We start from the raw sequence: 26,992 nt of genomic DNA, 5'->3' as shown, positions 1-26,992 counted from the left end.
TAATGAAATTAATCACTATTGAAGAGAACCAATGGTTACAATTACGCCAAGAAATCCAATTTATTAAAGCGTATATCCAAAAACAATCTCAATCAACAGAAATCATTGACCAATTATGGCTCAATAACCACGAAGTATGTCAATACCTCCATTTAAGCGAGAAAACTCTTTGGCGTATGCGACAGAACAATGAAATCACCTATGCTAAAGTCCATGGACAATACTTCTACACTTTAGGAAGCATCCGACAACTTATGGAATTTCATGTGATAAAAAGTACAGCGGATTACTTAGAAAGTTTAACTCAAAAAGCACACTCGTATGTTCAAAAAGGAAGACATATTAAGTAAGACCAATAACGGGCTGGAAGTATTTCGTCATTATGTTTCGGGGAATTGGAAAGTGGGACAAAACTTTAAAAACCCTTTTTATGATGATAAAAATCCCTCTTGTAATATTTACAAGGATAAAAAAACAGGTATCTATCGGATTAAAGATTTTGGGGATCCTCGCTTTAAGGGTGATTGCTTTTCCTTGGTTGGCTATTTATACGGTTTGGACTGTACACAAGCTCATGACTTTGTAGAGATTCTAAAAATGATCAATCAAGATTTAAATTTAGGGTTAGATATTTCTTATTCTAGTGCATCTAAACGCCCTCAAAGAAAAATCAAAGTGGAAGCCAATCCTATGGCAACTAATGAACTACCTAGTTATCGTCCCTATATGATAGTAGATAAGAACTTCAGTAAAATAGAACTTGACTATTGGGAAACATTTGGAATAACGATTAAGGTCTTAGAAACATTTGGAGTGAAATCCTTGCAATCTTTTGAAAGCATCAATAAAAAAGGACAAGCCTATCGAATAGAATCCAATGATGATGAACCCATTTTTTCTTATCAAAATGCGGAACTTATAAAAATCTATCGTCCCCTTTCCAAACATCGTTTTCTATATGCAGGTATTGCTACGGATTACTGTTTTGGATTGGAACAATTACCATTAGAAGGTGATGATATTTTGTTTATTACAGGGGGAGAAAAAGATGTGATGAGTTTGTATGCAAAAGGCTTTTCAGCCATTTGTTTTAATAGTGAAAATAGTCATATTCCCATCTCTCTCATTCAATCTTTAAAAGGTCGCTTTCGTCATATCGTATTATTGTATGATGTGGATCAGGCAGGAAAAAAGGCGGTACAAAGCCATTTAGAAAAATTAGAGGATCTGGTAGAAGTGTTAGAACTTCCTCTATCTGGAACGAAAGACAATAAAGACATCTCAAACTATTTTCAACAAGGTCATACCGCTAAGGATTTGAAAACATTGTTTTTGAAAATGCTTCAAAAAAAATATAAGCAAGGGCTTTCATTATTACAATCCTGTGAAATTCAATGGAATCAACCACCCGCCAAGCAAAGAACCATCATCGCTTTAAAAGAAGCGGCGATTGGGTTGCAAAGTAGTCTTTTAGGGGTTACAGGAGGTGAAGGAACGGGGAAAAGTCATTATGTGGCCGCAATGATTGCAGGGAGTTTATATCAGGGCAATCACGCCATAGATTTATTAGGACTCAATGTAACCTATTGTGATAATCATGCGGTTTTATTTTTCGATACCGAACAATCCGCAGATCAATTGTACGACAACATTTCCATATTACTAAAACGAGCCCAGCTCGATACGATGCCCTTAAATTTTAAAGCCTATTGTCTTACTCAAATTCCAAGGAAAGAGCGTATGAAAATTATTCGACAATGTATGGATACCTTGTATTATGAGTATTCAGGAATTCATCTGGTGGTCATTGATGGTATTGCTGATTTAATAAGTTCCGCTAATAATGAAAGCGAAAGTATTGAAATGATAGAGGAATTATACGCACTGGCAGGACATTACCAAACCTGTATGGTATGTGTATTACATTTAACGCCAGGGGGATTAAAACTTCGGGGGCATTTAGGTTCGGAGTTGCAACGAAAAGCCTCTGCGGTGCTTTCGGTAGAGCAAGACCGGAGCAGTGCTTGCTCTGTAGTATTACCCAAGAAAATCCGTAAAGGCGACCCCAATCAATTACCCAAGATATTGTTTCGATGGGACGCTAAAAGTGGAATGCATCGTTATTGTGGCACTCAAAGGAAAATTGAAAAGAAAGACAAAGGGGCAGAGTTAGCGACCCTTGTATCGCCTCTGTTTAGAAAAAGAGCCGTATGGGAATATAGTGAACTGGTACAAGAAATTAAAGCCTTAACGGGCGTACAGGAACGGACAGCGAAAAACTATATCCTAAAACTCAAAGCCAAAGAATTATTGATTGCAGATAGTCAAAACCCACAGCAATTAAGCATTGGCAAACTCATGAAAAAAATACTTAATCAAAAATAAAACACTAAAACTTACTCGTTATGAATATCGACCGAATGGAATTTATCATGTGGATGGAACGACTGATGGATCGTCTCGACCTACTTGCAGAACGCTTTGAAAAAGCTGAAAAGAAACGAAGTACCATCGACGGAGAGGAATTACTCGACAATCAAGATTTAATGCTTACCTTCAAAATATCAGCTCGTTCTCTGCAGCGTTATCGCTCTGAGGGTAAACTACCTTATTACACGATTTCTGGGAAAATTTACTACAAATTATCAGATGTACATCAATTTATTAGAGAACATTTTAGTATCCCTGTCAAAGCCAAAAAAGGTCAATCAAAGCCAAAATAACACGATCGTATTAGATTCTTATTTACAGCTTCTATTTTCGTTCTACAATTTAAATTTTAATGAATTAAAACCATCAAAACTAATTATACTATGGCTAACGAATCCACAGAAACAAATCCAAAAGAAAATACGCCTATTATTGATGAACAATGGACGGATTTATTGCTTGTGTATGACCAAGAGGAACAACAGATTCGTGCCGTAAAAGGATTGGATAAAGACGGTCAGTTAGAAACCGTTCCTCCAGATCCAGCACACCAGCAAGATTTTATGAGAGTGGATCCTCACGGAAATATACTCTCAAACTTCTTTAGTAATTTTTTAAGGCAAGTGAAAAATCCAAGTCATTTTTCTTTTTTCAAAATTCCCTTTCCTAAATTACTTGAAGTTCAACTTTCCCCCCAAGATTTGCAACCTTATAAAGTTCAACCACAAGAATATCAATCTCAAAATCAAAATACAATGGAACAAACCAATGAACCCCAAGAAGTAAAAGATACTCAGGAAGTACAAGAAACTACCCAAGAGGTCAATGAAACCCCATCGCAAGACACATCTGATGAGGCAACCCAAGAACAAAACCATCGTTACGAAGTAGACGATATTGATTGGGAAACAATGAATAGCATAGGTCTCTCAAAAGAATACCTAGAAAAACGAAACTTATTAGAACCCTTACTAAAGGGGTATAAAACGGATCGCTTAGTACCTATTAGCATGAACTTAGGAAGTGCCGTTACCCGTTTCGACGCGCGTTTATCTTTACGGAAAGATAACGAAGGGAAAGTAAGTGTCTCCATTCACGGCATTCGTAAAGAACCCCAATTAGATTATCCGTTTTTCGGACACGAATTTACCCAAGAAGACAAAGAAAATCTATTGAAGACAGGAAATATGGGGCGTGTGGTAGAACTTACCAATGTAAAAACGGGTGAAAAAATCCCATCAATCATCAGTATTGATGAATTGACAAATGAAATTGTTGCTTTGCGTCAAGAATACATCAAAATACCCGATGAAATCAAGGGTATTAAGCTTAATGAGGAACAAAAACAAAGGCTTAAGGAAGTAACCTAAGGAATTTTATCTGAAGTATTAATAAGGGCTATCCCAAAAGGTCTAAAAGTAAATTTTATCCTTTCTGCAAGTATCTATAGGATGGCAACTGCATTTTTTTCTTTTTGGGCAGCCCTTATTAAAATTTATTCTTATTTTAGGTTATATACATTCATGTCCATTTATGTAAAAAATTCCTGCTGACCTTGTTTATGTCTTGTCAGTCACCATTTGCAAAACCATATTTGACCCTCAAAGAGGCTGAATTTGATAAGTAACTTGCTACATACTCATAATAAGGAGCTAAATAGAACACGAATGGGAAATACACAAATGCTAAACTAAAGAAGATATTGGCCAAAATAAACGCTATACCGAGAGAGAAACTTGATTTTTCAACTTCCTAAAACGGTGTTGTTCAAACATTTCTACTTATTTGTACTTGCCAGTTGAACCTACGCTTCCCTAATAAAATGTCTATGGTAAAAAGTTAAAAAATCCTTAAAAAATCCTCCCACTTTTGTTAGATATATTTTTTTGTGTAATTTTGTAATCGTTATGCGGCAGTAATAATATACATATTAATACGAGTTAGTAATCCTGTAGTTCTCACATGCTACGAGGAGGTATTAAAAGGTGCGTTTCGACAATGCATCTATTGTAGTATATTATTGCTTAATCCAAATGAATATTATAAATTTAGGAATTCTTGCTCACATTGATGCAGGAAAAACTTCCGTAACCGAGAATCTGCTGTTTGCCAGTGGAGCAACGGAAAAGTGCGGCCGTGTGGATAATGGTGACACCATAACGGACTCTATGGATATAGAGAAACGTAGAGGAATTACTGTTCGGGCTTCTACGACATCTATTATCTGGAATGGAGTGAAATGCAATATCATTGACACTCCGGGACACATGGATTTTATTGCGGAAGTGGAGCGGACATTCAAAATGCTTGATGGAGCAGTCCTCATCTTATCCGCAAAGGAAGGCATACAAGCGCAGACAAAGTTGCTGTTCAGTACTTTACAAAAGCTGCAAATCCCGACAATTATATTTATCAATAAGATTGACCGTGCCGGTGTGAATTTGGAGCGTTTGTATATGGATATAAAAACAAATCTGTCGCAAGATGTCCTGTTTATGCAAACTGTTGTCGATGGATCGGTTTATCCGGTTTGCTCCCAAACATATATAAAGGAAGAATACAAAGAATTTGTATGCAACCATGACGACGATATATTAGAACGATATTTGGCGGATAGCGAAATTTCACCGGCTGATTATTGGAATACGATAATCGCTCTTGTGGCAAAAGCCAAAGTCTATCCGGTGCTACATGGATCAGCAATGTTCAATATCGGTATCAATGAGTTGTTGGACGCCATTTCTTCTTTTATACTTCCTCCGGCATCAGTCTCAAACAGACTTTCAGCTTATCTCTATAAGATAGAGCATGACCCCAAAGGGCATAAAAGAAGTTTTCTTAAAATAATTGACGGAAGTCTGAGACTTCGAGACGTTGTAAGAATCAACGATTCGGAAAAATTCATCAAGATTAAAAATCTAAAGACTATTTATCAGGGCAGAGAGATAAATGTTGATGAAGTGGGTGCCAATGATATCGCGATTGTAGAAGATATAGAAGATTTTCGAATCGGAGATTATTTAGGTGCTGAACCTTGTTTGATTCAAGGATTATCGCATCAGCATCCCGCTCTCAAATCCTCCGTCCGGCCAGACAAGCCCGAAGAGAGAAGCAAGGTGATATCCGCTCTGAATACATTGTGGATTGAAGACCCGTCTTTGTCCTTTTCCATAAACTCATATAGTGATGAATTGGAAATCTCGTTATATGGTTTGACCCAAAAGGAAATCATACAGACATTGCTGGAAGAACGATTTTCCGTAAAGGTCCATTTTGATGAGATCAAGACTATCTACAAAGAACGACCTATAAAAAAGGTCAATAAGATTATTCAGATCGAAGTACCACCCAACCCTTACTGGGCCACAATAGGGCTGACTCTTGAACCCTTACCGTTAGGGACAGGGTTGCAAATCGAAAGTGACATCTCCTATGGTTATCTGAACCATTCTTTTCAAAATGCCGTTTTTGAAGGGATTCGTATGTCTTGCCAATCTGGTTTACATGGATGGGAAGTGACTGATCTGAAAGTAACTTTTACTCAAGCCGAGTATTATAGCCCGGTAAGTACACCTGCTGATTTCAGACAGCTGACCCCTTATGTCTTCAGGCTGGCCTTGCAACAGTCAGGTGTGGACATTCTCGAACCGATGCTCTATTTTGAGTTGCAGATACCCCAAGCGGCAAGTTCCAAAGCTATTACAGATTTGCAAAAAATGATGTCTGAGATTGAAGACATCAGTTGCAATAATGAGTGGTGTCATATTAAAGGGAAAGTTCCATTAAATACAAGTAAAGACTATGCATCAGAAGTAAGTTCGTACACTAAGGGCTTAGGCATTTTTATGGTTAAGCCATGTGGGTATCAAATAACAAAAGACGGTTATTCTGATAATATCCGCATGAACGAAAAAGATAAACTTTTATTCATGTTCCAAAAATCAATGTCATTAAAATAATGGAGCGGTCAGGAAATTTCTATAAGGCAATACGGTTGGGATATATACTTATCTCCATTCTTATCGGATGTATGGCATATAATAGCCTCTATGAATGGCAGGAGATAGAAGCATTAGAACTTGGCAATAAAAAAATAGACGAGCTCCGAAAAGAAATAAACAATATCAATATTCAAATGATAAAATTTTCTCTATAATGACAAAAAAGAAATTGCCCGTTCGTTTTACGGGTCAGCACTTTACTATTGATAAAGTGCTAATACAAAATGCAATAAAAATAGCAAATATAAGCAGTCAAGATACAGTTTTAGATATTGGAGCAGGCAAAGGGTTTCTAACTGTTCATTTATTAAAAATCGCACATAATGTCGTAGCTATTGAAAACGACACAGCTTTGGTTGAACATTTACGAAAATTATTTTCTGATGCCCGAAATGTTCAAGTTGTCGGTTGTGATTTTAGGAATTTTGAAGTTCCGAAATTTCCTTTCAAAGTGGTGTCAAATATTCCTTATGGCATTACTTCCGATATTTTCAAAATCCTGATGTTTGAGGGTCTTGAAAATTTTCTGGGAGGTTCCATTGTCCTTCAGTTAGAACCTGCACAAAAGTTATTTTCGAGGAAGCTTTACAATCCATATACCGTTTTCTATCATACTTTTTTTGATTTGAAACTTGTCTATGAGGTAGGTCCTGAAAGTTTCTTGCCACCGCCAACTGTCAAGTCAGCCCTGTTAGACATTAAAAGAAAACAGTTAATTTTTGATTTTAAGTTTAAAGCCAAATACTTAGCATTTATTTCCTGTCTGTTACAGAAGCCTGAGTTATCTGTAAAAACAGCTTTAAAGTCGATTTTCAGGAAAAGTCAGGTCAGGTCAATTTCAGAAAAATTCGGTTTAAACCTTAATGCTCAAATTGTCTGTTTGTCTCCAAGTCAATGGAAAAACTGTTTTTTGGAAATGTTGGAAGTTGTCCCTGAAAAATTTCATCCTTCGTAGTTCAAAGTCGGGTGGTTGTCAAGATGATTTTTTTGGTTTGGTGTCGTCTTTTAAGCTGCCGCATAACGGGAAACGCATTGGCGAAGTGGCGGATAAATTGAACCGAAAGTTCAATTTAGCAGTAACGTAGCCGATGTGTTTCCACAGAAGCTAAATTATTAAAAAAAAGCTGAATGTGGAACACATTCGGCGGAATAAAAAGCACAAAAGTTGAATTTTGTACTTAACCCGCCATTTTGCCAATGCGATGTTATGTGTAGTTTTTTTGTATCTTTGTCAGATGAAATTATCAGATTAGCATATTTACTTTACGCAACGTATAGGAAGAGAATAGTTTAGTATTATTCTTCGTTTCCTTATTGTCTCTTATTGTAAACCTCAAATCCGCAACTAAGCTCTTCAGCGTCCTTCTTGCGTCTAAACGTCCTCTCATCACTGAATTAGCAGATAAATTGAGGCTGAAATACCCACTTCTGCCCACAATATCCCCTTGCCCCACTATGCGACTTGAGGCAATACGCAGTATCATACCCATAAGTTGTAGGCGTTATCCAAAATCAGTCTGAAAAATATCTGCGTAAGCATTATTACAGGTATAGATATTCAGCACATACCGCCTTGATGTTCTGATCCACTTGGCTGGTACAGAGACAAACCTGAAGACAAACGCTTTTATGCGACTTGTTGCATTGAGTCCGAACCTCTTTACGTCAAGTCTGTGGATAATGGCCTTGTAGAAATTACGGATAAGTGCCGTAAGAAGAAGGAACACAGTGTTCTCTGCCATGAAGGATTTGGGCAATCTGTCCCACCCGAAACCATTGTTCATATCATCGAAGATACGTTCCTTTCCTCCACGAAGGTTATAGAACTCGACAATTTCTCTTGTGGAAGATTCATAGTCGTTAGTCAGGATACAACGGTATGTGTATTCTCCTTCCCAAAGATCCAGCACACCGTCCATCCGTTTCTGTCTTTGAATCACAAGTCGGTATGCTTTACCCTTCCACTTCTCAACAAGAATAGAGTTCAATTCGAACTCAATGCCATTGATTTCCTCAGTCTTCCAGCCTCTAAGAGCAAAGATGTCATTGTAGAGCGAACTGCAGCGGTTTGCGCGGATATAGAAGGATTTGCTGTGTTTCTCTATTTCCTCCACGATTTCCTCGGAACATGATCCACAATCAGCTCTGAAACGATTGATTGTAAGTCCGTTCTGCTCAAATCTCTCAAAGAATCTCTTCAGCGTGTCCTTCTGATGAAAACGAACGTTGGTGTTACCATCGCTATTCTCAATGCCAACAATCAAGTCGTCAATAACCGCCACGCCAGGGCGATAACCAAGGAACTTCTTGTATGTAGGCTTTGCATCATACTTCTCAGTCTCTATGAACTGATGGTCGAAATCAACATCATACATCTCGCCCTCTTTCAGTTGGCCGGATGCAAACATACAATTGAGCAGTAAGGTATTGAGTGTGTCAGCCGTGTTGAAATCGTAGTTCTTACCCGTATCTGATGTGTATGAGATGTTTCCTTGCGTCAGTTCCTTTATCGCTCTGAGGATAGTATCAGAACTACAAGTACGAAGTGTCGGATGGAGCGAGAGATGGTTCATCAAATGAGTAGTGACATCCTCAATGCATGAGCCACCACAGAAGTAGATACTCATGAGGGAACGGACGATTTCACTGTACTGATAACCGAACGAGCTACACCTTAGACCGAGTGTCGAGTCGATTACAGATGACAATGTGGAGTCAAATTGCTCCATGATTGAAAATATTCCTCCAAAAGGAGTGAGCTTCTCGGATTTTATTTGTATTTTTGCCATGCCTGATGAGGTTTTGTTTGATTATTTTTTTGCAACACTAAGTTAAGTGAATCCTCTGACATGGCAAAATCCTGAGCAACTTTTTGTTGCTCAGGAACTTATAAATAAAGTTAAATCAAAGTGTTGCGGAATTAAGGGTAAATTAAATATGTTAAATAATGAAAAATTTCTTCGAAAGTCCTTTTAAAGGAAAAATAATCAAAGACCACATAACTAATCCCAATATAATTTCGGGTAAATATTCTTATTATTCTGGTTATTATCACGGTCATTCATTTGACGATTGTGCTCGTTATCTGTTTCCGGACAGGAATGATGTCGATAAACTAATTATCGGTTCTTATTGTTCAATAGGGAGCGGTGCAAGTTTCATAATGGCAGGTAATCAAGGTCATAAATATGATTGGATTTCCAGTTTTCCATTTTTTTATATGTCTGAATTTGATGTTTTCAGTAAAAGCCAAGATGGATTTCAAAAAGCAGGAGATACAGTTGTTGGGAATGATGTTTGGATTGGTAGTGAAGCTATGATAATGCCAGGAGTTCAGATAGGAGATGGAGCTGTTATTGGCAGTCGTGCTTTGGTTACAAAAGATGTTGAACCTTATTCAATTGTAGGGGGAAATCCAGCCAAATTGATAAAAAAGAGATTTAGTGATGATGACATCCAAAAATTGCAGGAAATGAAATGGTGGGAATGGGATGAAGAAACCCTTTTTGAAGCAATGCCAATTCTTTGTTCAAATAAAATCGATTTGTTGTACAAGTTTTTTAGAAAAATGAAATGATAAAAAGAAGGTTCCGAAATTCGGAGCCTTTTTGTTTTAACTGCGTTTGCGGCTAAAATTACACATAACGTGCCGCGTATTGGCGATGGGCGGGATTTTTAGCACTGAACTTTAATCGAAGAACAGAAGTTGAATTTTGCACTTCCGTTGATACGAAGCCGTTCAGCCCGCCTATTGCCAATACGATGTTGTACGACGTAGTTATGTTTTGGGTTTTAGTCCAGCTAAATATTTTCGTATGTCATTTTCTAATTTATCCGGGTATTTGTACTCTAATTTTTTTGACAATTCAGTTCCTATTTCTGAAACTAAATCAGTCATTGAAAATAGAGCAGTCCAATTTTCCTTTATATCGCTCCCTGAAAATGTTTGTTCTGTTTTAGCCCACATTTCCTGGTTAAGATACTTTTTGAAAAGTCGTCCATATTTATTGGTCGTTATGTTCCAATTGTGTTCACTTGCAATGTGCCATTCAATTAAAGGAATTAAATATTCTGTGCGAATAACGGTTTCCGACATAAATTTCGCATAGAATATTTCATCTCTCACAAGACACTTTGCCACGTAAGTTGTGTCCCACCAAAAATCGTTTATTAGATTTTGAAACTCTTTTTCAGACGGTTTTTTGATAATGGAAATTTGATAAGTTGGTTTCAGCATTTGCTTTGTAATACCATCTTTATCAATTAAAATTTTATAACCAATATCCCAATCTTCTGGTAATTCTTTCTCTTGCGTTTCCTTTATAAATTTTGATTTGCTGTAAAGTTTAAAATCTACTTTCACACCGTCTTCATAAAGTAGCATTTTCATTGCGTGTTTATGGTTAAAACAACTTTCGTCTTCTTCAATCATAGCAATTGGATTTCCGAATTTAAGCGTCCAGCTTTTGTCTGAAATGTAATTTGTATTATCCTCAAAAACAAATTCAATGTCTAAATCACTAAATTCGTCAACAAGTGCTAAAGGATTTACAAGTGAACTTGTCAGAAGAAGAACTCTTACATCTTCGTTTTTCTCCGACCATTCTATAATTGTTCTTAACTTTTCTTCTCTGACTTTCATTTTGTTTGGTTCGGTTTTACTATGTCGTACAACGTTTTCGGGCTTTGCGAGGGAGCGGATTTTAGCATAAGACTTCCAAGCGAAGACGGAACTTTAAATATAACAAAAATCTTTGAACGGAAACAATAACCCGCTCTCTTGCAAAACCGATGTTATCGGCTTTACTTCATTAATTCAATAGTTCGTTCAATATTTATTTCTTGTAAGAACGTTTTATCGTGGGAAATTACAATTAAAGTTCCTTCATATTCATTGATTGCATTGGTTAAAATTTCGATGTTTTGAAGGTCTAAATTATTGGTAGGTTCATCTAAGATAATAATGTCGGGAGATTGATTAGCAATGTTTAAACAACACAACATTAACCGCATTCTTTCTCCGCCACTCAATGTATGACAAGGCTTATCCCAATCATCTTTTGAAAATAAAAAACGGTCTAATCTGATTTTTACTTCGTGTTCCTGAAGGCCGGTTTGATTAAATTCTTGAGCTTGTTCATAAATCTGTAAATGATTATTGATTAAAGAATAATCTTGGTCAATATAAACAGAATGACTTTCAGCAATAAATATTTTTCCTTCCGTTGGTTTAAGTTTTCCGAGTATTATTTGGATAAGTGTGGTTTTTCCTGTTCCATTTTTTCCGTTGATAGCAATTCGTTCACCGCTGACAATTTGAATGTTTAGAGGTTTCTCCCATAATAAACCTCCTGTTTTATATGCGAAATTGATATTTTCTGCTATAAACAGATTTTTACCTTTATGAAGATTGGAAGAATCAAATTCAAATTTCATTTGTTCTATATCAGAAACGGAAAGCCTCAAATCTTGAAGTTCTTCTTTTATACCATTAATTTTATCTGAATGAACTCCGGCAATTTTTGCTGAGCTTCTTTCAGCATTATTCTTCCAAGCATCTGATACTATCTTGGGAAGTCCAGCTTTTCCTAAATTCTTTTTTGCTCGAACATCTAATTTTTGTTGTCGTTCAATTGTTTTTCGCTCCTTTTCTTTCGCCTTTCTAAGTGCTTTTTCTTTGCTCTGAATATCTTGACTTAAGGCGTTTTGTTCAATTTCTTTTTGCTCTTTATAAAATTCATAGTTTCCGCCATAAACTTTAATTTCATTTCTGTTGAGCTCACAAATAGGATTTAATAACTGAAGTAACTCTCGGTCGTGGCTAACGATTATAAAAGTTGCTCTTGAGGTTTGAATAAAATCGTATAGTAAGTCTCTACTGGATTTGTCAAGATGATTACTGGGTTCATCTAATAAAACAAATGATGGTTGATGAATAAATATACCTGCGAGAAAGACTTTTGTTTTTTGTCCTCCACTTAATTCGCTTAATTTTTGAGATAGTGATAAATCAGAAATATCCCAATAGCTTAGGGCTTCTTGACATTTTTCTTCTATCGTCCAATCGTCATTTAAAAGGCTATAATTCTTTTCATCTACACTTCCGTTTAAAATTTCGTGTAAAGCATTGAGTTTGGTTTCAACTTGTAAGGCTTGGGCAATTGTCAAATCATTAAACTGACCGAAAATTTGAGGAATATAATAGGGTTTGGTTTCGGAGGAAATTTGTCCGTCATCAGGTTCTAATTCCTTGGCTATAAGTTTGAGTAAAGTAGATTTTCCAACACCATTATTGCCAATTAATGCAATTTTATCGGAATGGTTTACTGTCATACTTAAATTAGTAAACAGCGTATTTTTATTGGGATGTGAATAGGATAAATTTTGAATCGTAAGCATAATTAATTTCTTTTTGAGTTTAACAAAAGTGGGAGCCCAATTTTTTGAGCTGATTGTTAGATTGTCTAAGAAATTAATTTTTACATTTTCTGCTTACTTTTTATTTATGTTGCAAATATAATATTTTTTCTGAACTACTTTATTTCGTATTGCCAATACGATGTTGTACGACGTAGTTATGTTTTGGGTTTTAGTCCAGCTAAATATTTTCGTATGTCATTTTCTAATTTATCCGGGTATTTGTACTCTAATTTTTTTGACAATTCAGTTCCTATTTCTGAAACTAAATCAGTCATTGAAAATAGAGCAGTCCAATTTTCCTTTATATCGCTCCCTGAAAATGTTTGTTCTGTTTTAGCCCACATTTCCTGGTTAAGATACTTTTTGAAAAGTCGTCCATATTTATTGGTCGTTATGTTCCAATTGTGTTCACTTGCAATGTGCCATTCAATTAAAGGAATTAAATATTCTGTGCGAATAACGGTTTCCGACATAAATTTCGCATAGAATATTTCATCTCTCACAAGACACTTTGCCACGTAAGTTGTGTCCCACCAAAAATCGTTTATTAGATTTTGAAACTCTTTTTCAGACGGTTTTTTGATAATGGAAATTTGATAAGTTGGTTTCAGCATTTGCTTTGTAATACCATCTTTATCAATTAAAATTTTATAACCAATATCCCAATCTTCTGGTAACTCTTTCTCTTGCGTTTCCTTTATAAATTTTGATTTGCTGTAAAGTTTAAAATCTACTTTCACACCGTCTTCATAAAGTAGCATTTTCATTGCGTGTTTATGGTTAAAACAACTTTCGTCTTCTTCAATCATAGCAATTGGATTTCCGAATTTAAGCGTCCAGCTTTTGTCTGAAATGTAATTTGTATTATCCTCAAAAACAAATTCAATGTCTAAATCACTAAATTCGTCAACAAGTGCTAAAGGATTTACAAGTGAACTTGTCAGAAGTAGAACTCTTACATCTTCGTTTTTCTCCGACCATTCTATAATTGTTCTTAACTTTTCTTCTCTGACTTTCATTTTGTTTGGTTCGGTTTTACTATGTCGTACAACTTATTTATTGATACGGCTTTTCTGTACAAAACAGCATAATACTTGATGTTTTTGTGCAGGTTTGTTTCTTTATTTGATCAAATATAACGAAAGTAGGTAGACAATGATTTCTTATTTCTCATCAAGTAATCACGTTACCTCCAATACCTTTTCACTTCAAACGCATAGGCATTTTTCTCATCCACTACTTGGGTTGCTACCGTTTCAACATTCCAAGCGACAGCTTCGAATTTCGGGAAGAAGGTATCTGCACCAAATTCGCCCTGCACATGGGTAATAAACATCTCTTGAACACAATCAAGCGCTAAAGCTTCTCGGTAAATTTGTCCGCCTCCAATTATGAAAACGGTTCGTTCCACTTCATTTTTATAATGATCCAAACAGGATTCCAAGGAAGAAAAAACAACTGCTCCAGGAGCATGATATTCGGTATTGCGTGTTAAGACCGCATTCTCGCGGTTGGGCAACGGCCGAAAACGTTCCGGAATGGAATCGTAGTTTTTTCTACCTGTAACCACAATATGTCCCGTGGTTGTTTCTTTGAAAAATTTCATATCTGCAGGCAAATGCCACATCAAATCATTGTTCTTTCCAATACCGAATTGCTGATCAACAGCAACAATCAATGCTACTTTCATGGAAGTACTTTGTAAATTGTAGGTGAAATGAACACCATGCGGGGATTTGGAATTACTGCATCGTGAACCTGTGTTCCCCTGGCCTCTTCTTCCGTGAGAAAATAACCAATTACCCAATGATAGGTTCCATCCCAAATCTTCATTCATTTTGGCTTCAAGTCTGTGCCGTTTTTCCAAGTCTTCTTCATTTCCAAAGTCAGAATTTAGTTTATATTCAATTATTAGAAATTTTAAATCATCTTCGTCTATTTGCTCATAACCTTCATTAATCTTCTCATTAATTTCCTGTTGAATTATTTTATGAAAATTTTTTAAAAGTGTGGATTTTACTTTTTTTTGCTCTCCATTTTCTCCAACAGTTCCCCAATGAACAAGACCTGTTTTGTCATCTTCATCCCAAGTTTCCCAATAATGAAGAACTCCATTAATTTCTTTGTAAAGTTTTAGCATTTTATTTAATATTTTGTCAATTTAATGTGATTGGATAAAATGTCGCATAACGTTTGGCAAATTGGCGATGGAGCCGACTTTTAGCACAAATGTTGAATAGAATTACTAATCTTCAACATTGCACAAAAGTTCAATAGAAGTACTTCACCGGCTCTATTGCCAATTTGTTTGTTATGTGCCGTTTTATTCCATTTTATACATTTAACAATTGCTGAAACGTAAAGTCGGGTTTAAACATTTCAATTTCGTTTTGAGTTGATTCTTCTTGTGCTTCTTTGCCATAGATAAACATTTGCTGTTCATAATTTTCAATAGCCTCTTCAATGCTGTTAAATTTCCCATTGGTCAGATTATCCGACAATATCAAGGCATCCATCAACCCGCTGTTTACGCCTTGTCCTGCAAAAGGAGGCATCAAATGAGCAGCATCTCCAATCATCGTTATGGGTAATGGACGCTTACTTTTCCAAGACTTACCTAAGGGAAATATTCGTGTCGCTAACCCTACAAAAGATGATGTCACACGAATCAGTTCTTTGTAGCGTTCGTCCCAATCGGAAAATTCTTTCAGAAGAAAATCAACGACACTATTTCTGTTTTGAAAATCTACCTGCGTTTGGTTTTTCCATTCATCAGGTGTTTTAAAACTTATTCCAAAATGCAATGCACCATTATTATTAGGATTCGCAAATAATAAATTACCTTGATGAGCAGCCATTAGCCGGTTTCCATTGCATAGCTGAAAAAATCCAGGACAGTTCACCTCTGGATGATGAATATCGGCTTGTATATTGAAAGTACCTGTTTCTTCAACTTCCGTGTCGGTAACAAATTTTCTTACCTTGGACATCCCGCCATTGGCAAGAATAACCAAATCTGCTGTTTCACTCGGTTTATTCTCAAAAGTTAGTGTCCACTTCTTCTTACCAGGTTCAAGCATAACAAGTTTTCTATCCCAAATAACCGTGTCGTTTTCTAAACTATTCAACAAGATAGCCCTTAAGTCATTTCTGTTTATTTCAGGATTGTCAAATCGATTTTCGGGCTTTACATTTTTTGTGGATAAAATATTGCCTTTTTCATCAGCAATATTTACACCCATTGGTAAGGCTAAGTCATAATAAGTTTGTAACAATCCCGCTTTTTTCATTGCTTCCTGACCTGAACCTTTGTGTAGGTCAAGGGTTCCACCAAAAATTCTTGCCTCTCGGTCGTTGTCTCTTTCGTAAACTGAAACGTCTATGCCGTTTTGCTGTAATAATTTTGCCATAGTCAGTCCAACGGGTCCACCACCAATTATTGCAACGTTCTTATCACTAAGTAAATTCATTTGTTTGTCTGTATCTATTCGCATTGTCATTCAAAAATGGCACATAACGGTTTGGGGCTTTGCGAGGGCGGGGATTTTCAGCAGAAAATCTCGACCGAAGCACTAAGCTACAAATATAGCGAAAATCTCCAACGGAGTATTTTCGCCCCGCTCTTGCAAAACCCTTGTTACCTGCTGGCTGTGTTTTTAGGTTTGGATATTATGTTATCAACTTCTTTTTTCAGATAGTTTAAGTTGATTTTGTATTCTTCCGAATTGAGTTCGTCAAATTGTAATTGTTCGATAAACTCAAAAATATCTTGAAGTTTTCTACTTGTCAGATAATATTGTAAAACCGTTTCATTGATTTGATAATCAGGATTGAGTTCATAATATCTTTTGATAAACAAATCAAAATAAGGTTGCTGATAAATGCTGAAAATATCGGCTTCGGGTGGTGCAAACTTTATTCCTTCCCAATCCAAAAGATATAATTTTTGTTTGTCTGTGATAAGATTCCAATGATGAATATCTGTATGACATAAACAATATTTTAAATCTTTTTCCTTTAAAGCATTTGATAAATTATACCATTCGTTGATTTGATTTTTTATAATTGAAAGATTAGGTTGCAGTACCGTTTTGATTTCCGTTTTTAGTTGGTCAAGGTTTTTGTCTATCCAATTGTTTAGTTTAGAAATAAACGAAAGGTCAAATGTTTCAGAAATCTGCGAAAGGTCAAAAGGAGTTTTTTTTAAATGATGTAACTGACTGACAATTTCGGCTAATTGAGTTATTTGTTCTTTGGTTAAATTTTTTTCTCCAACTGTTTCTCCTTTAATGTAATCAAACAAAACATATATATAATTTTCATCTTCGCACCTAAAATCATCAGATTGCGTTTTAATCAATCGAATGATTTTTCCTTTCAGCAGAGTTTGATTATCAAGCCAATCCACAATGGGAAGATAAAGGTCGATGTGTTCCGTTAAATAAGAAGTTGATTTTCGACTTTTTTCATAAACTTTTAAAAAATAAAAATGCTCGTTTTCATCTTCTATTTTATAAGCCAAAGAAGCCCAACCACCTTTTTGTTTAGAAATTGTGTTTGTTTTGATAAGATATTTTTGTTGCAATGTTTTTATCAATGTTTCAACCATTTTATTTTGTCGGATTTTTGGTTTCAGCTTGCAGGTAACGGTTAGTATATGAAAAGTAGGCGATTTCGAAGTGCCAAATTTTCGGTTAAGCACAAAGTATAATACGAGCCAAAAGCCTTGAATTTACTACTGTTTCGCCTATTTTTTATATACATTGTTAGCGGGTCGTTATTTTTGTTTATCAGTCATTTATGTGTTTTTCTATTCCATCAATTATTGATTTCCAATCATCAACGTGTAATTCGTGTCCTGTACCTTCAAGGGTGATTAGATTTGAACCTTTTATTTTTTCTTGTAAAAAACCTGCATTCTTATAATGCCAAATTTTGTCGTCTGTTCCGTGGATAATTAAGGTGGGTTGTTTGATTTCGTTTAATCTGTTCCAATATTCTTCACCACCTTGCAATGCAGCGTGATTGAACATACTTATATAATTGTTGGCTCTATTGAACTCAGCTCTTATCAGTTTTTCACTTCTTTGTTTGTCAAATTGTTTCTTGCCACTCATTAATTCTGCACCCTGAATTAAATAGTTTACCACACTGTCTTCATTTGTCCAATTGACTGTACCTGCTTTACTATGGAAATCTAAAATACTCGTGTCCATTTCAGGTATAGTTGGGTCTGAGTCTCCCCAAGGGCCTGATGACATAAGAGTTAAGGAGTTAACTCTGTCGGCAAACTTTATTGATGCTATTTGAGAAATTAGTCCGCCCAAAGAAATCCCCACAAAATGTGCTTTGTCAATCTTGTAGCCATCCAATATTGAAATAGCGTCATTAGTTAAGTCAACAATATCGTATGGAGTAGAACCTGGTTCATAATTAGTGGATTTTCCTACATCTCTGTTGTCGTAACGAATAACAAAAAATCCTTTTTCAGATAATTGTTGGCAAAATTCAGTGTCCCAATACAGCATTGATACGGTTGCACCTGCTACCAAAAGGATTGCTGGATTTTTCTTATTTCCAAAACTTTCCGTACAGAGTTCAATGCCGTTTGTTTTAATTATTTTCTCTTTCATTTCTGTTTTCCTTTGTTTGCAACTGATTATTATCAGTCCTAAAATTAATATCCAAAGTAGTTTTTTTTTCATTTATCAATGTTTAACTGTTATGCTGGTATCTTTCACAATGCCCGCTAACGGTTCTCAGCTATACGCAGGCAGGGATTTTAACCACTGAACTTGCCACGAAGAACTGAACTTTAAATTTACCACTTAACTGTCCTACGAAGCACGAAACCCCTGCTTGCGTATAGGTGATGTTATGCGGTCGGTTTTCATTTTCTCTTCTTTCTCGTTAATTTGTCAAGCAAAGTTACTAAATTTGCAGTCAAGCAATTTCAATTTTTGAATTATGTATTTCAGCAGACCTTGGACTTCTATCTAAGTGATAGGCAGTCCTGAAAATTCCAATCTCTTTTAGGTCAAGACGATTTTTCTGGTTTGGTGTCGTCTTTTAAGCTGCCGCATAACGAAAAATGGTAGCCGTAGTTGCCGGATTTACAGCACTTTCGTATCAATTTAGCACTTCGGTTCGTTAAAAGCACCAAAGTATCAAGTTGGCACGAAAGCCGGCAATTATCGGCTACCATATGTTAGTGGCATTTATCATTTCATTATATTCATTTGCTTTAACGCATTTTTTGTTACATTAATTCTCGATGAAATAAAATCATCAACATTCAATCCGTCTGTCGGAATTACATTTGTTGCAAAAAAATAAACATTAGATTTTGTTTCAACATAACCAACAAACCAACCATTATATTTTTCTTCTATCGAACTTAATCCAGTCTTACCGCTTAAAATGTAATTTTCAGTTCGCTCAATTTCCATAATATTTTTGACAATCTTTATTGTCCTATCAGAAATTGGAAATTTTGAAAAATAGAATTTCCTTAAAAAGTCGATTTGTTGTTTTTGAGATATTTTTGAATTTCCTTCAAGCCAAAAATTGTCAATCGTTAAACTGTCAAAAATCATATTTTTATACTCAAATTTTTCTAAATATTCTTTCATTTTAATTGTTCCGATTTTCCTTGCAATTTCCTGATAGCAAGGAACACAGGAAATTCTAAAAGCATCTTTAAATGATAAATCTTTTTCCCAAATATCCATTTTTCTCTGCTCGCCATTCCATTTTAAAATAGTTGTATCATTTTCAATAATGCCTAATTCAACAGCAATTATAGAATTTGGAATTTTGAATGTTGATGCAGGTAATTTTCCGTTTTTAGCCCAATCAAAGTCATTTGAGTAAAAAGTATTCTTGTCGTTATCATAAATTAGAATTGAACCATTTACTTGAAAACTATCTAAAATTTTGTCAAAATCAGAAATTTCTGTTTCAATTATGTTTTTATTCGTTGTTGTGTTACAGCAAACAAATAAAAATATCATTGAAATAAAAACTACAAATAAAATATTTTTCATTTACCTTAATTCCGCAACACTTTGATTTAACTTTATTTATAAGTTCCTGAGCAACAAAAAGTTGCTCAGGATTTTGCCATGTCAGAGGATTCACTTAACTTAGTGTTGCAAAAAAATAATCAAACAAAACCTCATCAGGCATGGCAAAAATACAAATAAAATCCGAGAAGCTCACTCCTTTTGGAGGAATATTTTCAATCATGGAGCAATTTGACTCCACATTGTCATCTGTAATCGACTCGACACTCGGTCTAAGGTGTAGCTCGTTCGGTTATCAGTACAGTGAAATCGTCCGTTCCCTCATGAGTATCTACTTCTGTGGTGGCTCATGCATTGAGGATGTCACTACTCATTTGATGAACCATCTCTCGCTCCATCCGACACTTCGTACTTGTAGTTCTGATACTATCCTCAGAGCGATAAAGGAACTGACGCAAGGAAACATCTCATACACATCAGATACGGGTAAGAACTACGATTTCAACACGGCTGACACACTCAATACCTTACTGCTCAATTGTATGTTTGCATCCGGCCAACTGAAAGAGGGCGAGATGTATGATGTTGATTTCGACCATCAGTTCATAGAGACTGAGAAGTATGATGCAAAGCCTACATACAAGAAGTTCCTTGGTTATCGCCCTGGCGTGGCGGTTATTGACGACTTGATTGTTGGCATTGAGAATAGCGATGGTAACACCAACGTTCGTTTTCATCAGAAGGACACGCTGAAGAGATTCTTTGAGAGATTTGAGCAGAACGGACTTACAATCAATCGTTTCAGAGCTGATTGTGGATCATGTTCCGAGGAAATCGTGGAGGAAATAGAGAAACACAGCAAATCCTTCTATATCCGCGCAAACCGCTGCAGTTCGCTCTACAATGACATCTTTGCTCTTAGAGGCTGGAAGACTGAGGAAATCAATGGCATTGAGTTCGAATTGAACTCTATTCTTGTTGAGAAGTGGAAGGGTAAAGCATACCGACTTGTGATTCAAAGACAGAAACGGATGGACGGTGTGCTGGATCTTTGGGAAGGAGAATACACATACCGTTGTATCCTGACTAACGACTATGAATCTTCCACAAGAGAAATTGTCGAGTTCTATAACCTTCGTGGAGGAAAGGAACGTATCTTCGATGATATGAACAATGGTTTCGGGTGGGACAGATTGCCCAAATCCTTCATGGCAGAGAACACTGTGTTCCTTCTTCTTACGGCACTTATCCGTAATTTCTACAAGGCCATCATTAGCAAGCTTGACACCAAGGCTTTCGGGCTCAAGGAAACGAGTCGCATAAAGGCTTTTGTCTTCAGCTTCATCTCCGTACCTGCCAAGTGGATCATGACAGCAAGGCAATACGTGCTGAATATCTATACTGAAAACCGGGCTTATGCAAGACCTTTCAAAACTGGATTCGGATAAAGTCCGTTCCTTATGGTTTTAATCTGCGTATTGCCTCAAGTCGCATTGTGGGGTAAGGGGAAGGTATGCACAAATCGGACAAAATTCACGCTCATACTATCATGATGCATAGTGTTCAAGCTCTTTACTGCAATTGAGATTGCCATTGAGATTGCTTGCGGATTTTAGGGTTACTAAATTTGCAGTCAAGCAATTTCAATTTTTGAATTATGTATTTCAGCAGACCTTGGACTTCTATCTAAGTGATAGGCAGTCCTGAAAATTCCAATCTCTTTTAGGTCAAGACAATTAGTCTATGGGTTTCGTGTGCCGACTTTTTTGTAAAGGCGTTACGTTGTCATAGTTGCTCTGTCGGGTAATACTGTCTATTCACTTCTCCACGATTTGAATTCAAGTATTCAGCAAACAATACTGGAATGGAACGATAAAGATATCGAGCATTACCATGCACGGCGTATGGCAATGGACAGTATGCTCTGCCGTTTCAAGGCCACCTATCCAGCAGAGCGCATCGATAGTGTGCGCAGTCTTTTAGAGGATAAGGAACGACAGATGTTCCAGATAGTCCGGTTAATGGATGAACAACAATCTATTAACAAGAAGATAGCCAATCAAATTCCGGTTATTGTACAGAAAAGTGTGCAGGAACAGGTAATTTTATTGAACATTTTAAATCAAATCAAAATGTATCTGTAACGGCTTTTGAAAAAGACTTATTAACAGGAAAAGTACTCAAACATTTATACCCTTCCGCCCAAATAAAAATTAATGGCTTTGAAGATATAGAAGAACGACAAAATAATTCCTTTGATGTAATAAGCAGTAATATACCCTTTGGGGATATTGCTGTATTTGATTTGTCTTTTTCAAGAAGTAAGGATCCGGCAAAACAACAAGCTGTAAAAAATATCCATAATTACTTTTTTTTAAAGGGAATGGACACCCTTAAAGAAGGCTGATTATTAGCCTATATCACCTCTCAGGGGGGGGGGCTGAATAGTCCTAAAAACCGCCCTATTAGAGAAGCTATGATAAAACAAGCTCATTTGGTATCAGCTATTCGATTACCCAATAATCTGTTTACGGATTACGCAGGGACGGAAGTAGGAAGCGATTTAATCATTCTGCAAAAAGACTCGCAAAAACAAACACTCTCAACCGAAGATTTACTCTTCTGCGATACGATAGAACATTCCGAAGGTTATACCACTAATGCCCTGTTTGAAAACAATACTCAACGGATTATTCATACAAAATCACAATTAGATACTGACTTATACGGAAAACCATCAAGAATTTATGTACACGAAAATGGTGTATCTGGAATAGCCCGTGACCTCGAAGAGAAATTAAACCTTGATTTTGGTAATTATAAACAACGAATGCCTTTATATCTTGCGGATTCTTTTTCAAACCAACCAACTACAATACTCGAAAAAAACGAAAAATCCCAAATTAATACCATTTCAACTTCTATAACGCCTGAACTATCAGCAACAAAAACAAAAGAGTCTATTGGTGCAAATACGAAAAAAACACATTCCACTCCCGAAAATAATCTTTCAACCGCCAGAATCGAAAATAATGTTGGGATACAATTAAGCCTATTTGATACGCTTTTTGAAGAGCCTCCAACAGTACCTAAACCTTCAAAAAATATCAAGCGTTCTAGTAAGAAAAAGCAAACAACAAATACCGCATATAAGGCTTTTCCAAAGGATCTTTTTTCTTTTTCTTACTCCGATGATACAAATTCAACGGGGGAAAATGAAAGTGCAGATAATACTTCTATTAGCTTTGAACCTACACCATTTGAAGGCGATATTTTAAGCCATTATAGAGAAGATACCTTAGTGATTCAAAATGGACAACCAGGATATTTAAGAAATGTAAGCAAAGAGGAGGGAACCGCCACTTTTGTTCCGCTTGAAGTTGGGCATATTCAGCGAAAAAAAGCCATAGATTATATGGCTCTTCGAGATAGTTATTTTGATTTATACAACAAAGAAGCCAAGGATAGAAAGCCCTATCCAGACGAAAGAACAAAACTCAACACTTTGTACAATGAATTTATAAGAAATTATGGCGCTTTGAATAGTAAAGATAACATAGGATTGATCCAAACAGATGGTGCTGGCAACGAAATCCCTTATTTAGAGCGAAAAGTCAATGGAGTTTACCGCAAAGCTGATATTTTTGAAAAACCTGTTAGCTTTTCTACTACCTCCGTAGAAAATATTACCCCCAAAGAAGCCCTAATACACTCGTTGAATGTATATGGTAAGGTAAATTTGCCCTATATGAGTAGACTTTCTGGAGAGAGTATAGATAGTATGAAAAATGAATTAAAGGAATATCTATACTACAATCCCATAGAAATGCAGTACGAAACAGGAGAAACTTGGTTGGCAGGGAATGTAATAGAAAAGAAAGAAGCTGTCGAAAAATATTTGGAAAGACTTCCCGAGCATCAAGAGGCGATAGCGGCTCTAGAAGCCCTAAAAAAGGTAAGCCCTGAACCCATTGCGTTTGAAGAGTTGGATTTCAATCTAGGAGAACGGTGGATTCCTATGGAAATCTACAGTCATTTCGCCTCTCATTTATTTGATACAGAGGTACAAGTGTCTTATTCCAAAACAATGGATAATTTCGATGTTCAGTGTGCTAGAAAAAACAGCCGTATCTACGACCAATATGCTGTAAAATCTGAAAGTAGAACTTATGATGGGATTGCTTTACTCAAATATGCCCTCATCAATACTACGCCTAATATTACTAAAAAGATACAAGTTAATAATAAAGAAGTTAAAGTGGCGGATATGGAGGCTATTCAAATGGCTAATCATAAAATTGATGAAATTCGTTCCGCTTTTTCTAATTGGTTATTGGAACAAAGTCCAGCTTTTAAAGAACGCTTAGCAGATAAATACAACCGTATGTTCAATTGTTTTGTTCGCCCCAATTATGATGGCTCTCATCAAGATTTCCCTGGTTTAGACCGTAAAGGTTTAGGCATTGAGGATTTATATAGGAGTCAAAAAGATGCTATTTGGATGATAAAGCTCAATGGAGGTGCTATTTGTGATCACGAGGTTGGTGCAGGGAAAACCTTGATTATGTGTTGTGCTGCCCAAGAAATGAAACGCTTGGGATTGGCTCACAAACCCATGATTATCGGATTAAAAGCCAATGTTCACGAAATTGCCGAAACCTATAGAAAAGCCTATCCCTTTGCTAAAATATTATACCCAGGAAAGGATGACTTCAAACCCGATAAGCGTTTGCGTATTTTTGGTGATATTAAAAATAATGATTGGGATTGTGTGATTTTAACGCATGACCAATTTAAAATGATTCCTCAATCTTACGAAATACAAAAAGAAATTCTTCAGCAAGAATTAGACGATGTGGAAGAAAATCTATGGGCTTTGAAACAACAAGGAGAAGAAATTTCTAGAGGAATGCTCAAAGGCATTATCAAAAGAAAGGAAAATCTAGAGGTTAAGCTGAAAGCTTTAGAACATGATATTAATAATCGAACTGATGACATTGTCGATTTTCAAATGATGGGAATTGATCATTTGTTGGTTGATGAGAGCCATAAGTTTAAAAACCTGATGTTCAATACACGACATGATCGCGTAGCAGGGCTTGGAAATATGCAAGGTAGCCAAAAGGCAATGAATTTATTGTTTGCCATTCGCACCATTCAAAAAAGGTCTGGTAAAGACTTAGGAGCTACCTTTCTCTCGGGTACTACCATCTCTAACTCCTTAACGGAACTTTATTTACTATTCAAATATCTACGTCCCAAAGCACTAGAGAAACAAGGTATTACTTGTTTTGATGCTTGGGCAGCTATCTATGCTCGTAAAACTACTGATTACGAATTTTCAGTGGCAAATAATATTGTACAAAAAGAAAGATTCCGCTATTTTATCAAAGTTCCAGAATTAGCACAATTTTATTCGGAAATCACAGACTATCGAACCGCCAAGGATATCGGTATCGACCGTCCTGAAAAAAATGAGATTTTATATAATATTCCACCTACCCCCGAGCAAGAAGTTTTTATTGAAAAATTAATGAAATTTGCTCAAAATGGAGATGCTTCATTACTAGGAAGAGAACCCCTGTCTCAACGAGAGGAAAAAGCTAAAATGCTAATTGCAACAGATTATGCACGAAAGATGTCATTAGATATGCGATTGGTTGATAGTAAATATGATGACCACCCTGATAATAAAGCCTCTCATTGTGCTAAGAAAATCTATGAATATTACGAAAAATACAAAGCTCAAAAGGGGACGCAGTTTGTGTTTTCAGATTTAGGAACTTACAAACCTAATGAATGGAATCCTTACTCTGAAATTAAACGAAAATTGGTAGAAGATTACGGCATTCCGCCACAAGAGATTCGTTTTATCCAAGAAGCTAAAAACGATAAATTACGAAAAAAGCTCATTGCAGATACCAATGAGGGGAAAATCCGAGTGCTATTTGGTTCTACCGATATGCTGGGAACAGGTGTCAATGCTCAAAAAAGAGCAGTTGCCGTTCATCATCTTGATACGCCTTGGCGACCGAGCGACTTACAACAAAGAGATGGTCGGGCTATCCGAAAAGGGAATGAAGTGGCTAAATATTTTGCGGACAATAAAGTAGATGTTCTCATCTATGCTGTGGAAAAATCTCTGGATTCTTATAAATTCAATCTACTTTTCAATAAACAACTCTTTATCGACCAACTTAAATCCAATAAACTAGGGAAACGAACCATTGATGAAGGGAGTATGGACGAACAGTCTGGAATGAATTTTTCAGAATATGTAGCAATTCTTTCTGGAAATACCGATTTATTGGATAAAGCTAAAGTGGAAAAGAAAATAACCGCTTTGGAAAGTGAACGACAAGCTTTTCTGCGAAATAAATCTTCTTCTCGATTTAAACTAGAAATGCTTGAAGAAGACAAAGAGGCTCTTGAAAATCGATTGATGCGTTTACATGCCGATTGGGATAATCTCAATGCAAGGGCTCATAAATTACCTAATGGGGATTTTGTGAATGCCTTACAACTAGAGGAGCTCTCGCAAGAATCTAGCTTAGAACAATTGGGGGAAAGATTGAATATTTACGCTAAAAAGGCTCGAACTGGCGGAGATTATCAAGAGATTGGAAATCTGTATGGTTTTCAGGTTTTGGTCAAAACTGAAATCACAGCAAAAGAAGGAGTGGACATCCGCCAAAATCGTTTCTTTGTAAAAGGAGAAGGCGGTATACGCTATACACATAATAATGGAAAAATAGCACAAGATCCCAACTTAGCCTCTATGAGCTTTATCAAAGCCTTAGAAAAAATCCCTAATCTCATTCAAAAAAGTGAAAAGGAACTCAAAGAAATCAATGAGGATTTACCTATCTTACAACAAGTGGTGAATGGTAAATGGAATAAAGAAAGGGAACTCGCAGAACTTAAAAATGAACTAGCTTCCATTGAAAGGAAAATTCATTTGTCGATAAATGAAAATAATACAAAGGTAGATTCTCTAGATGATGAGCAAGTGGTATCAAAGGTTAGTGATAAAGCTATTAAACCGCCCCAAAGTAAAATAAATACCTCGAGCAAAAAGTTTAAAATGTAAGAGAATAACTTTATTAGTTTGTTCAC

Annotated in this window: 17 protein-coding genes and 2 pseudogenes; 10 read left to right on the top strand and 9 right to left on the bottom strand. The window is 36.1% G+C overall.

Annotation, left to right across the window (positions count from 1 at the left end; translation table 11 throughout):
• Positions 1-2 precede the first annotated feature (2 nt).
• The 6 genes and pseudogenes from NYR17_RS04325 to erm(F) all read left to right on the top strand — a co-directional run bounded on the left by NYR17_RS04325 (position 3) and on the right by erm(F) (position 7,386).
• A complete protein-coding gene (locus tag NYR17_RS04325; RefSeq protein ID WP_014791715.1) occupies positions 3-350 on the top strand; it encodes a helix-turn-helix domain-containing protein in 348 nt (115 codons plus the stop codon).
• Positions 322-2,385: a toprim domain-containing protein gene (locus NYR17_RS04320; protein ID WP_302506796.1), complete on the top strand. Its 2,064-nt coding sequence runs from the start codon at positions 322-324 to the stop codon at positions 2,383-2,385. The genes NYR17_RS04325 and NYR17_RS04320 overlap by 29 nt, the downstream gene beginning before the upstream one ends.
• Positions 2,386-2,405: 20 nt before the next feature.
• A complete protein-coding gene (locus NYR17_RS04315) occupies positions 2,406-2,723 on the top strand; it encodes a helix-turn-helix domain-containing protein (protein WP_014791713.1) in 318 nt (105 codons plus the stop codon).
• Positions 2,724-2,813: 90 nt separating this feature from the next.
• Positions 2,814-3,791 (top strand): annotated as a pseudogene (locus NYR17_RS04310) (DUF3945 domain-containing protein); the annotation flags it as partial.
• Between the two features lie 672 nt (positions 3,792-4,463).
• Positions 4,464-6,389, top strand: coding sequence for a tetracycline resistance ribosomal protection protein Tet(Q) (gene tet(Q), locus NYR17_RS04305; protein WP_302506791.1), 1,926 nt, complete (start codon positions 4,464-4,466; stop codon positions 6,387-6,389).
• A 196-nt stretch (positions 6,390-6,585) separates the two neighbouring features.
• Positions 6,586-7,386: a 23S rRNA (adenine(2058)-N(6))-methyltransferase Erm(F) gene (gene erm(F) / locus NYR17_RS04295; protein WP_302506789.1), complete on the top strand. Its 801-nt coding sequence runs from the start codon at positions 6,586-6,588 to the stop codon at positions 7,384-7,386.
• 547 nt (positions 7,387-7,933) lie between these two features.
• Here the strand turns inward: erm(F) and NYR17_RS04290 are convergent.
• The gene (locus NYR17_RS04290; protein WP_005805709.1) at positions 7,934-9,220 is read right to left on the bottom strand and encodes an IS1380-like element IS613 family transposase; all 1,287 of its coding nucleotides are present in this window, start codon (positions 9,218-9,220) and stop codon (positions 7,934-7,936) included.
• Positions 9,221-9,378: 158 nt separating this feature from the next.
• On the opposite strand from NYR17_RS04290, the gene catB reads away from it, so the two are divergent.
• Positions 9,379-10,008, top strand: coding sequence for a type B chloramphenicol O-acetyltransferase (gene catB / locus NYR17_RS04285; protein WP_014043450.1), 630 nt, complete (start codon positions 9,379-9,381; stop codon positions 10,006-10,008).
• 201 nt (positions 10,009-10,209) lie between these two features.
• Here the strand turns inward: catB and NYR17_RS04280 are convergent, their stop codons facing one another.
• The 8 genes from NYR17_RS04280 to NYR17_RS04245 all read right to left on the bottom strand — a co-directional run bounded on the left by NYR17_RS04280 (position 10,210) and on the right by NYR17_RS04245 (position 19,897).
• The gene (locus tag NYR17_RS04280) at positions 10,210-11,073 is read right to left on the bottom strand and encodes an aminoglycoside 6-adenylyltransferase AadS (RefSeq protein ID WP_003013318.1); all 864 of its coding nucleotides are present in this window, start codon (positions 11,071-11,073) and stop codon (positions 10,210-10,212) included.
• Positions 11,074-11,234: 161 nt separating this feature from the next.
• Complete coding sequence (abc-f, locus tag NYR17_RS04275; RefSeq protein ID WP_179991659.1) at positions 11,235-12,830, bottom strand: ribosomal protection-like ABC-F family protein; 1,596 nt, start codon at positions 12,828-12,830, stop codon at positions 11,235-11,237.
• 176 nt (positions 12,831-13,006) lie between these two features.
• Positions 13,007-13,870 (bottom strand): aminoglycoside 6-adenylyltransferase AadS, encoded by an 864-nt coding sequence (locus NYR17_RS04270; protein WP_003013318.1) that lies wholly within the window; start codon positions 13,868-13,870, stop codon positions 13,007-13,009.
• A gap of 167 nt (positions 13,871-14,037) precedes the next feature.
• Positions 14,038-14,991 (bottom strand): dihydrofolate reductase, encoded by a 954-nt coding sequence (locus NYR17_RS04265; RefSeq protein ID WP_216650029.1) that lies wholly within the window; start codon positions 14,989-14,991, stop codon positions 14,038-14,040.
• 193 nt (positions 14,992-15,184) lie between these two features.
• Positions 15,185-16,351, bottom strand: a complete 1,167-nt coding sequence (gene tet(X), locus NYR17_RS04260) for a tetracycline-inactivating monooxygenase Tet(X) (protein ID WP_302506712.1) — start codon at positions 16,349-16,351, stop codon at positions 15,185-15,187.
• A gap of 137 nt (positions 16,352-16,488) precedes the next feature.
• Positions 16,489-17,460, bottom strand: a complete 972-nt coding sequence (locus NYR17_RS04255; protein ID WP_015431540.1) for an aminoglycoside phosphotransferase family protein — start codon at positions 17,458-17,460, stop codon at positions 16,489-16,491.
• A 181-nt stretch (positions 17,461-17,641) separates the two neighbouring features.
• Complete coding sequence (gene estT, locus NYR17_RS04250) at positions 17,642-18,556, bottom strand: macrolide hydrolase EstT (RefSeq protein ID WP_005842214.1); 915 nt, start codon at positions 18,554-18,556, stop codon at positions 17,642-17,644.
• Between the two features lie 516 nt (positions 18,557-19,072).
• On the bottom strand, positions 19,073-19,897 hold the full coding sequence (locus NYR17_RS04245; RefSeq protein ID WP_004295324.1) for a class D beta-lactamase OXA-347: 825 nt from the start codon (positions 19,895-19,897) through the stop codon (positions 19,073-19,075).
• A 140-nt stretch (positions 19,898-20,037) separates the two neighbouring features.
• Here NYR17_RS04245 and NYR17_RS04240 point away from each other — a divergent pair, with 140 nt between their 5' ends.
• From NYR17_RS04240 to NYR17_RS04230, 3 genes and pseudogenes are all read left to right on the top strand, one after another.
• A complete protein-coding gene (locus NYR17_RS04240; protein ID WP_302506662.1) occupies positions 20,038-21,324 on the top strand; it encodes an IS1380 family transposase in 1,287 nt (428 codons plus the stop codon).
• A 384-nt stretch (positions 21,325-21,708) separates the two neighbouring features.
• Complete coding sequence (locus tag NYR17_RS04235; protein WP_438826608.1) at positions 21,709-22,020, top strand: hypothetical protein; 312 nt, start codon at positions 21,709-21,711, stop codon at positions 22,018-22,020.
• Positions 21,957-26,966: pseudogene (locus NYR17_RS04230) on the top strand (N-6 DNA methylase); the annotation flags it as partial. The gene NYR17_RS04235 and the pseudogene NYR17_RS04230, both read left to right, overlap by 64 nt.
• Positions 26,967-26,992 lie beyond the last annotated feature (26 nt).

Source organism: Riemerella columbina, from assembly GCF_030517065.1.
Classification (GTDB): domain Bacteria; phylum Bacteroidota; class Bacteroidia; order Flavobacteriales; family Weeksellaceae; genus Riemerella; species Riemerella columbina_A.
This window is presented reverse-complemented; position numbering and strand designations above follow the sequence as displayed.

What these genes read in the sequence shown, in the direction of transcription:
- NYR17_RS04325 (WP_014791715.1), top strand. Translation starts at nt 3, where the DNA reads ATGAAATTAATCACTATTGAAGAGAACCAATGGTTACAATTACGCCAA.
- NYR17_RS04320 (WP_302506796.1), top strand. Translation starts at nt 322, where the DNA reads ATGTTCAAAAAGGAAGACATATTAAGTAAGACCAATAACGGGCTGGAA.
- NYR17_RS04315 (WP_014791713.1), top strand. Translation starts at nt 2,406, where the DNA reads ATGAATATCGACCGAATGGAATTTATCATGTGGATGGAACGACTGATG.
- NYR17_RS04290 (WP_005805709.1), bottom strand. Translation starts at nt 9,220, where the DNA reads ATGGCAAAAATACAAATAAAATCCGAGAAGCTCACTCCTTTTGGAGGA.
- catB (WP_014043450.1), top strand. Translation starts at nt 9,379, where the DNA reads ATGAAAAATTTCTTCGAAAGTCCTTTTAAAGGAAAAATAATCAAAGAC.
- NYR17_RS04280 (WP_003013318.1), bottom strand. Translation starts at nt 11,073, where the DNA reads ATGAAAGTCAGAGAAGAAAAGTTAAGAACAATTATAGAATGGTCGGAG.
- abc-f (WP_179991659.1), bottom strand. Translation starts at nt 12,830, where the DNA reads ATGCTTACGATTCAAAATTTATCCTATTCACATCCCAATAAAAATACG.
- NYR17_RS04270 (WP_003013318.1), bottom strand. Translation starts at nt 13,870, where the DNA reads ATGAAAGTCAGAGAAGAAAAGTTAAGAACAATTATAGAATGGTCGGAG.
- NYR17_RS04265 (WP_216650029.1), bottom strand. Translation starts at nt 14,991, where the DNA reads ATGCTAAAACTTTACAAAGAAATTAATGGAGTTCTTCATTATTGGGAA.
- NYR17_RS04255 (WP_015431540.1), bottom strand. Translation starts at nt 17,460, where the DNA reads ATGGTTGAAACATTGATAAAAACATTGCAACAAAAATATCTTATCAAA.
- estT (WP_005842214.1), bottom strand. Translation starts at nt 18,556, where the DNA reads ATGAAAAAAAAACTACTTTGGATATTAATTTTAGGACTGATAATAATC.
- NYR17_RS04245 (WP_004295324.1), bottom strand. Translation starts at nt 19,897, where the DNA reads ATGAAAAATATTTTATTTGTAGTTTTTATTTCAATGATATTTTTATTT.
- NYR17_RS04240 (WP_302506662.1), top strand. Translation starts at nt 20,038, where the DNA reads ATGGCAAAAATACAAATAAAATCCGAGAAGCTCACTCCTTTTGGAGGA.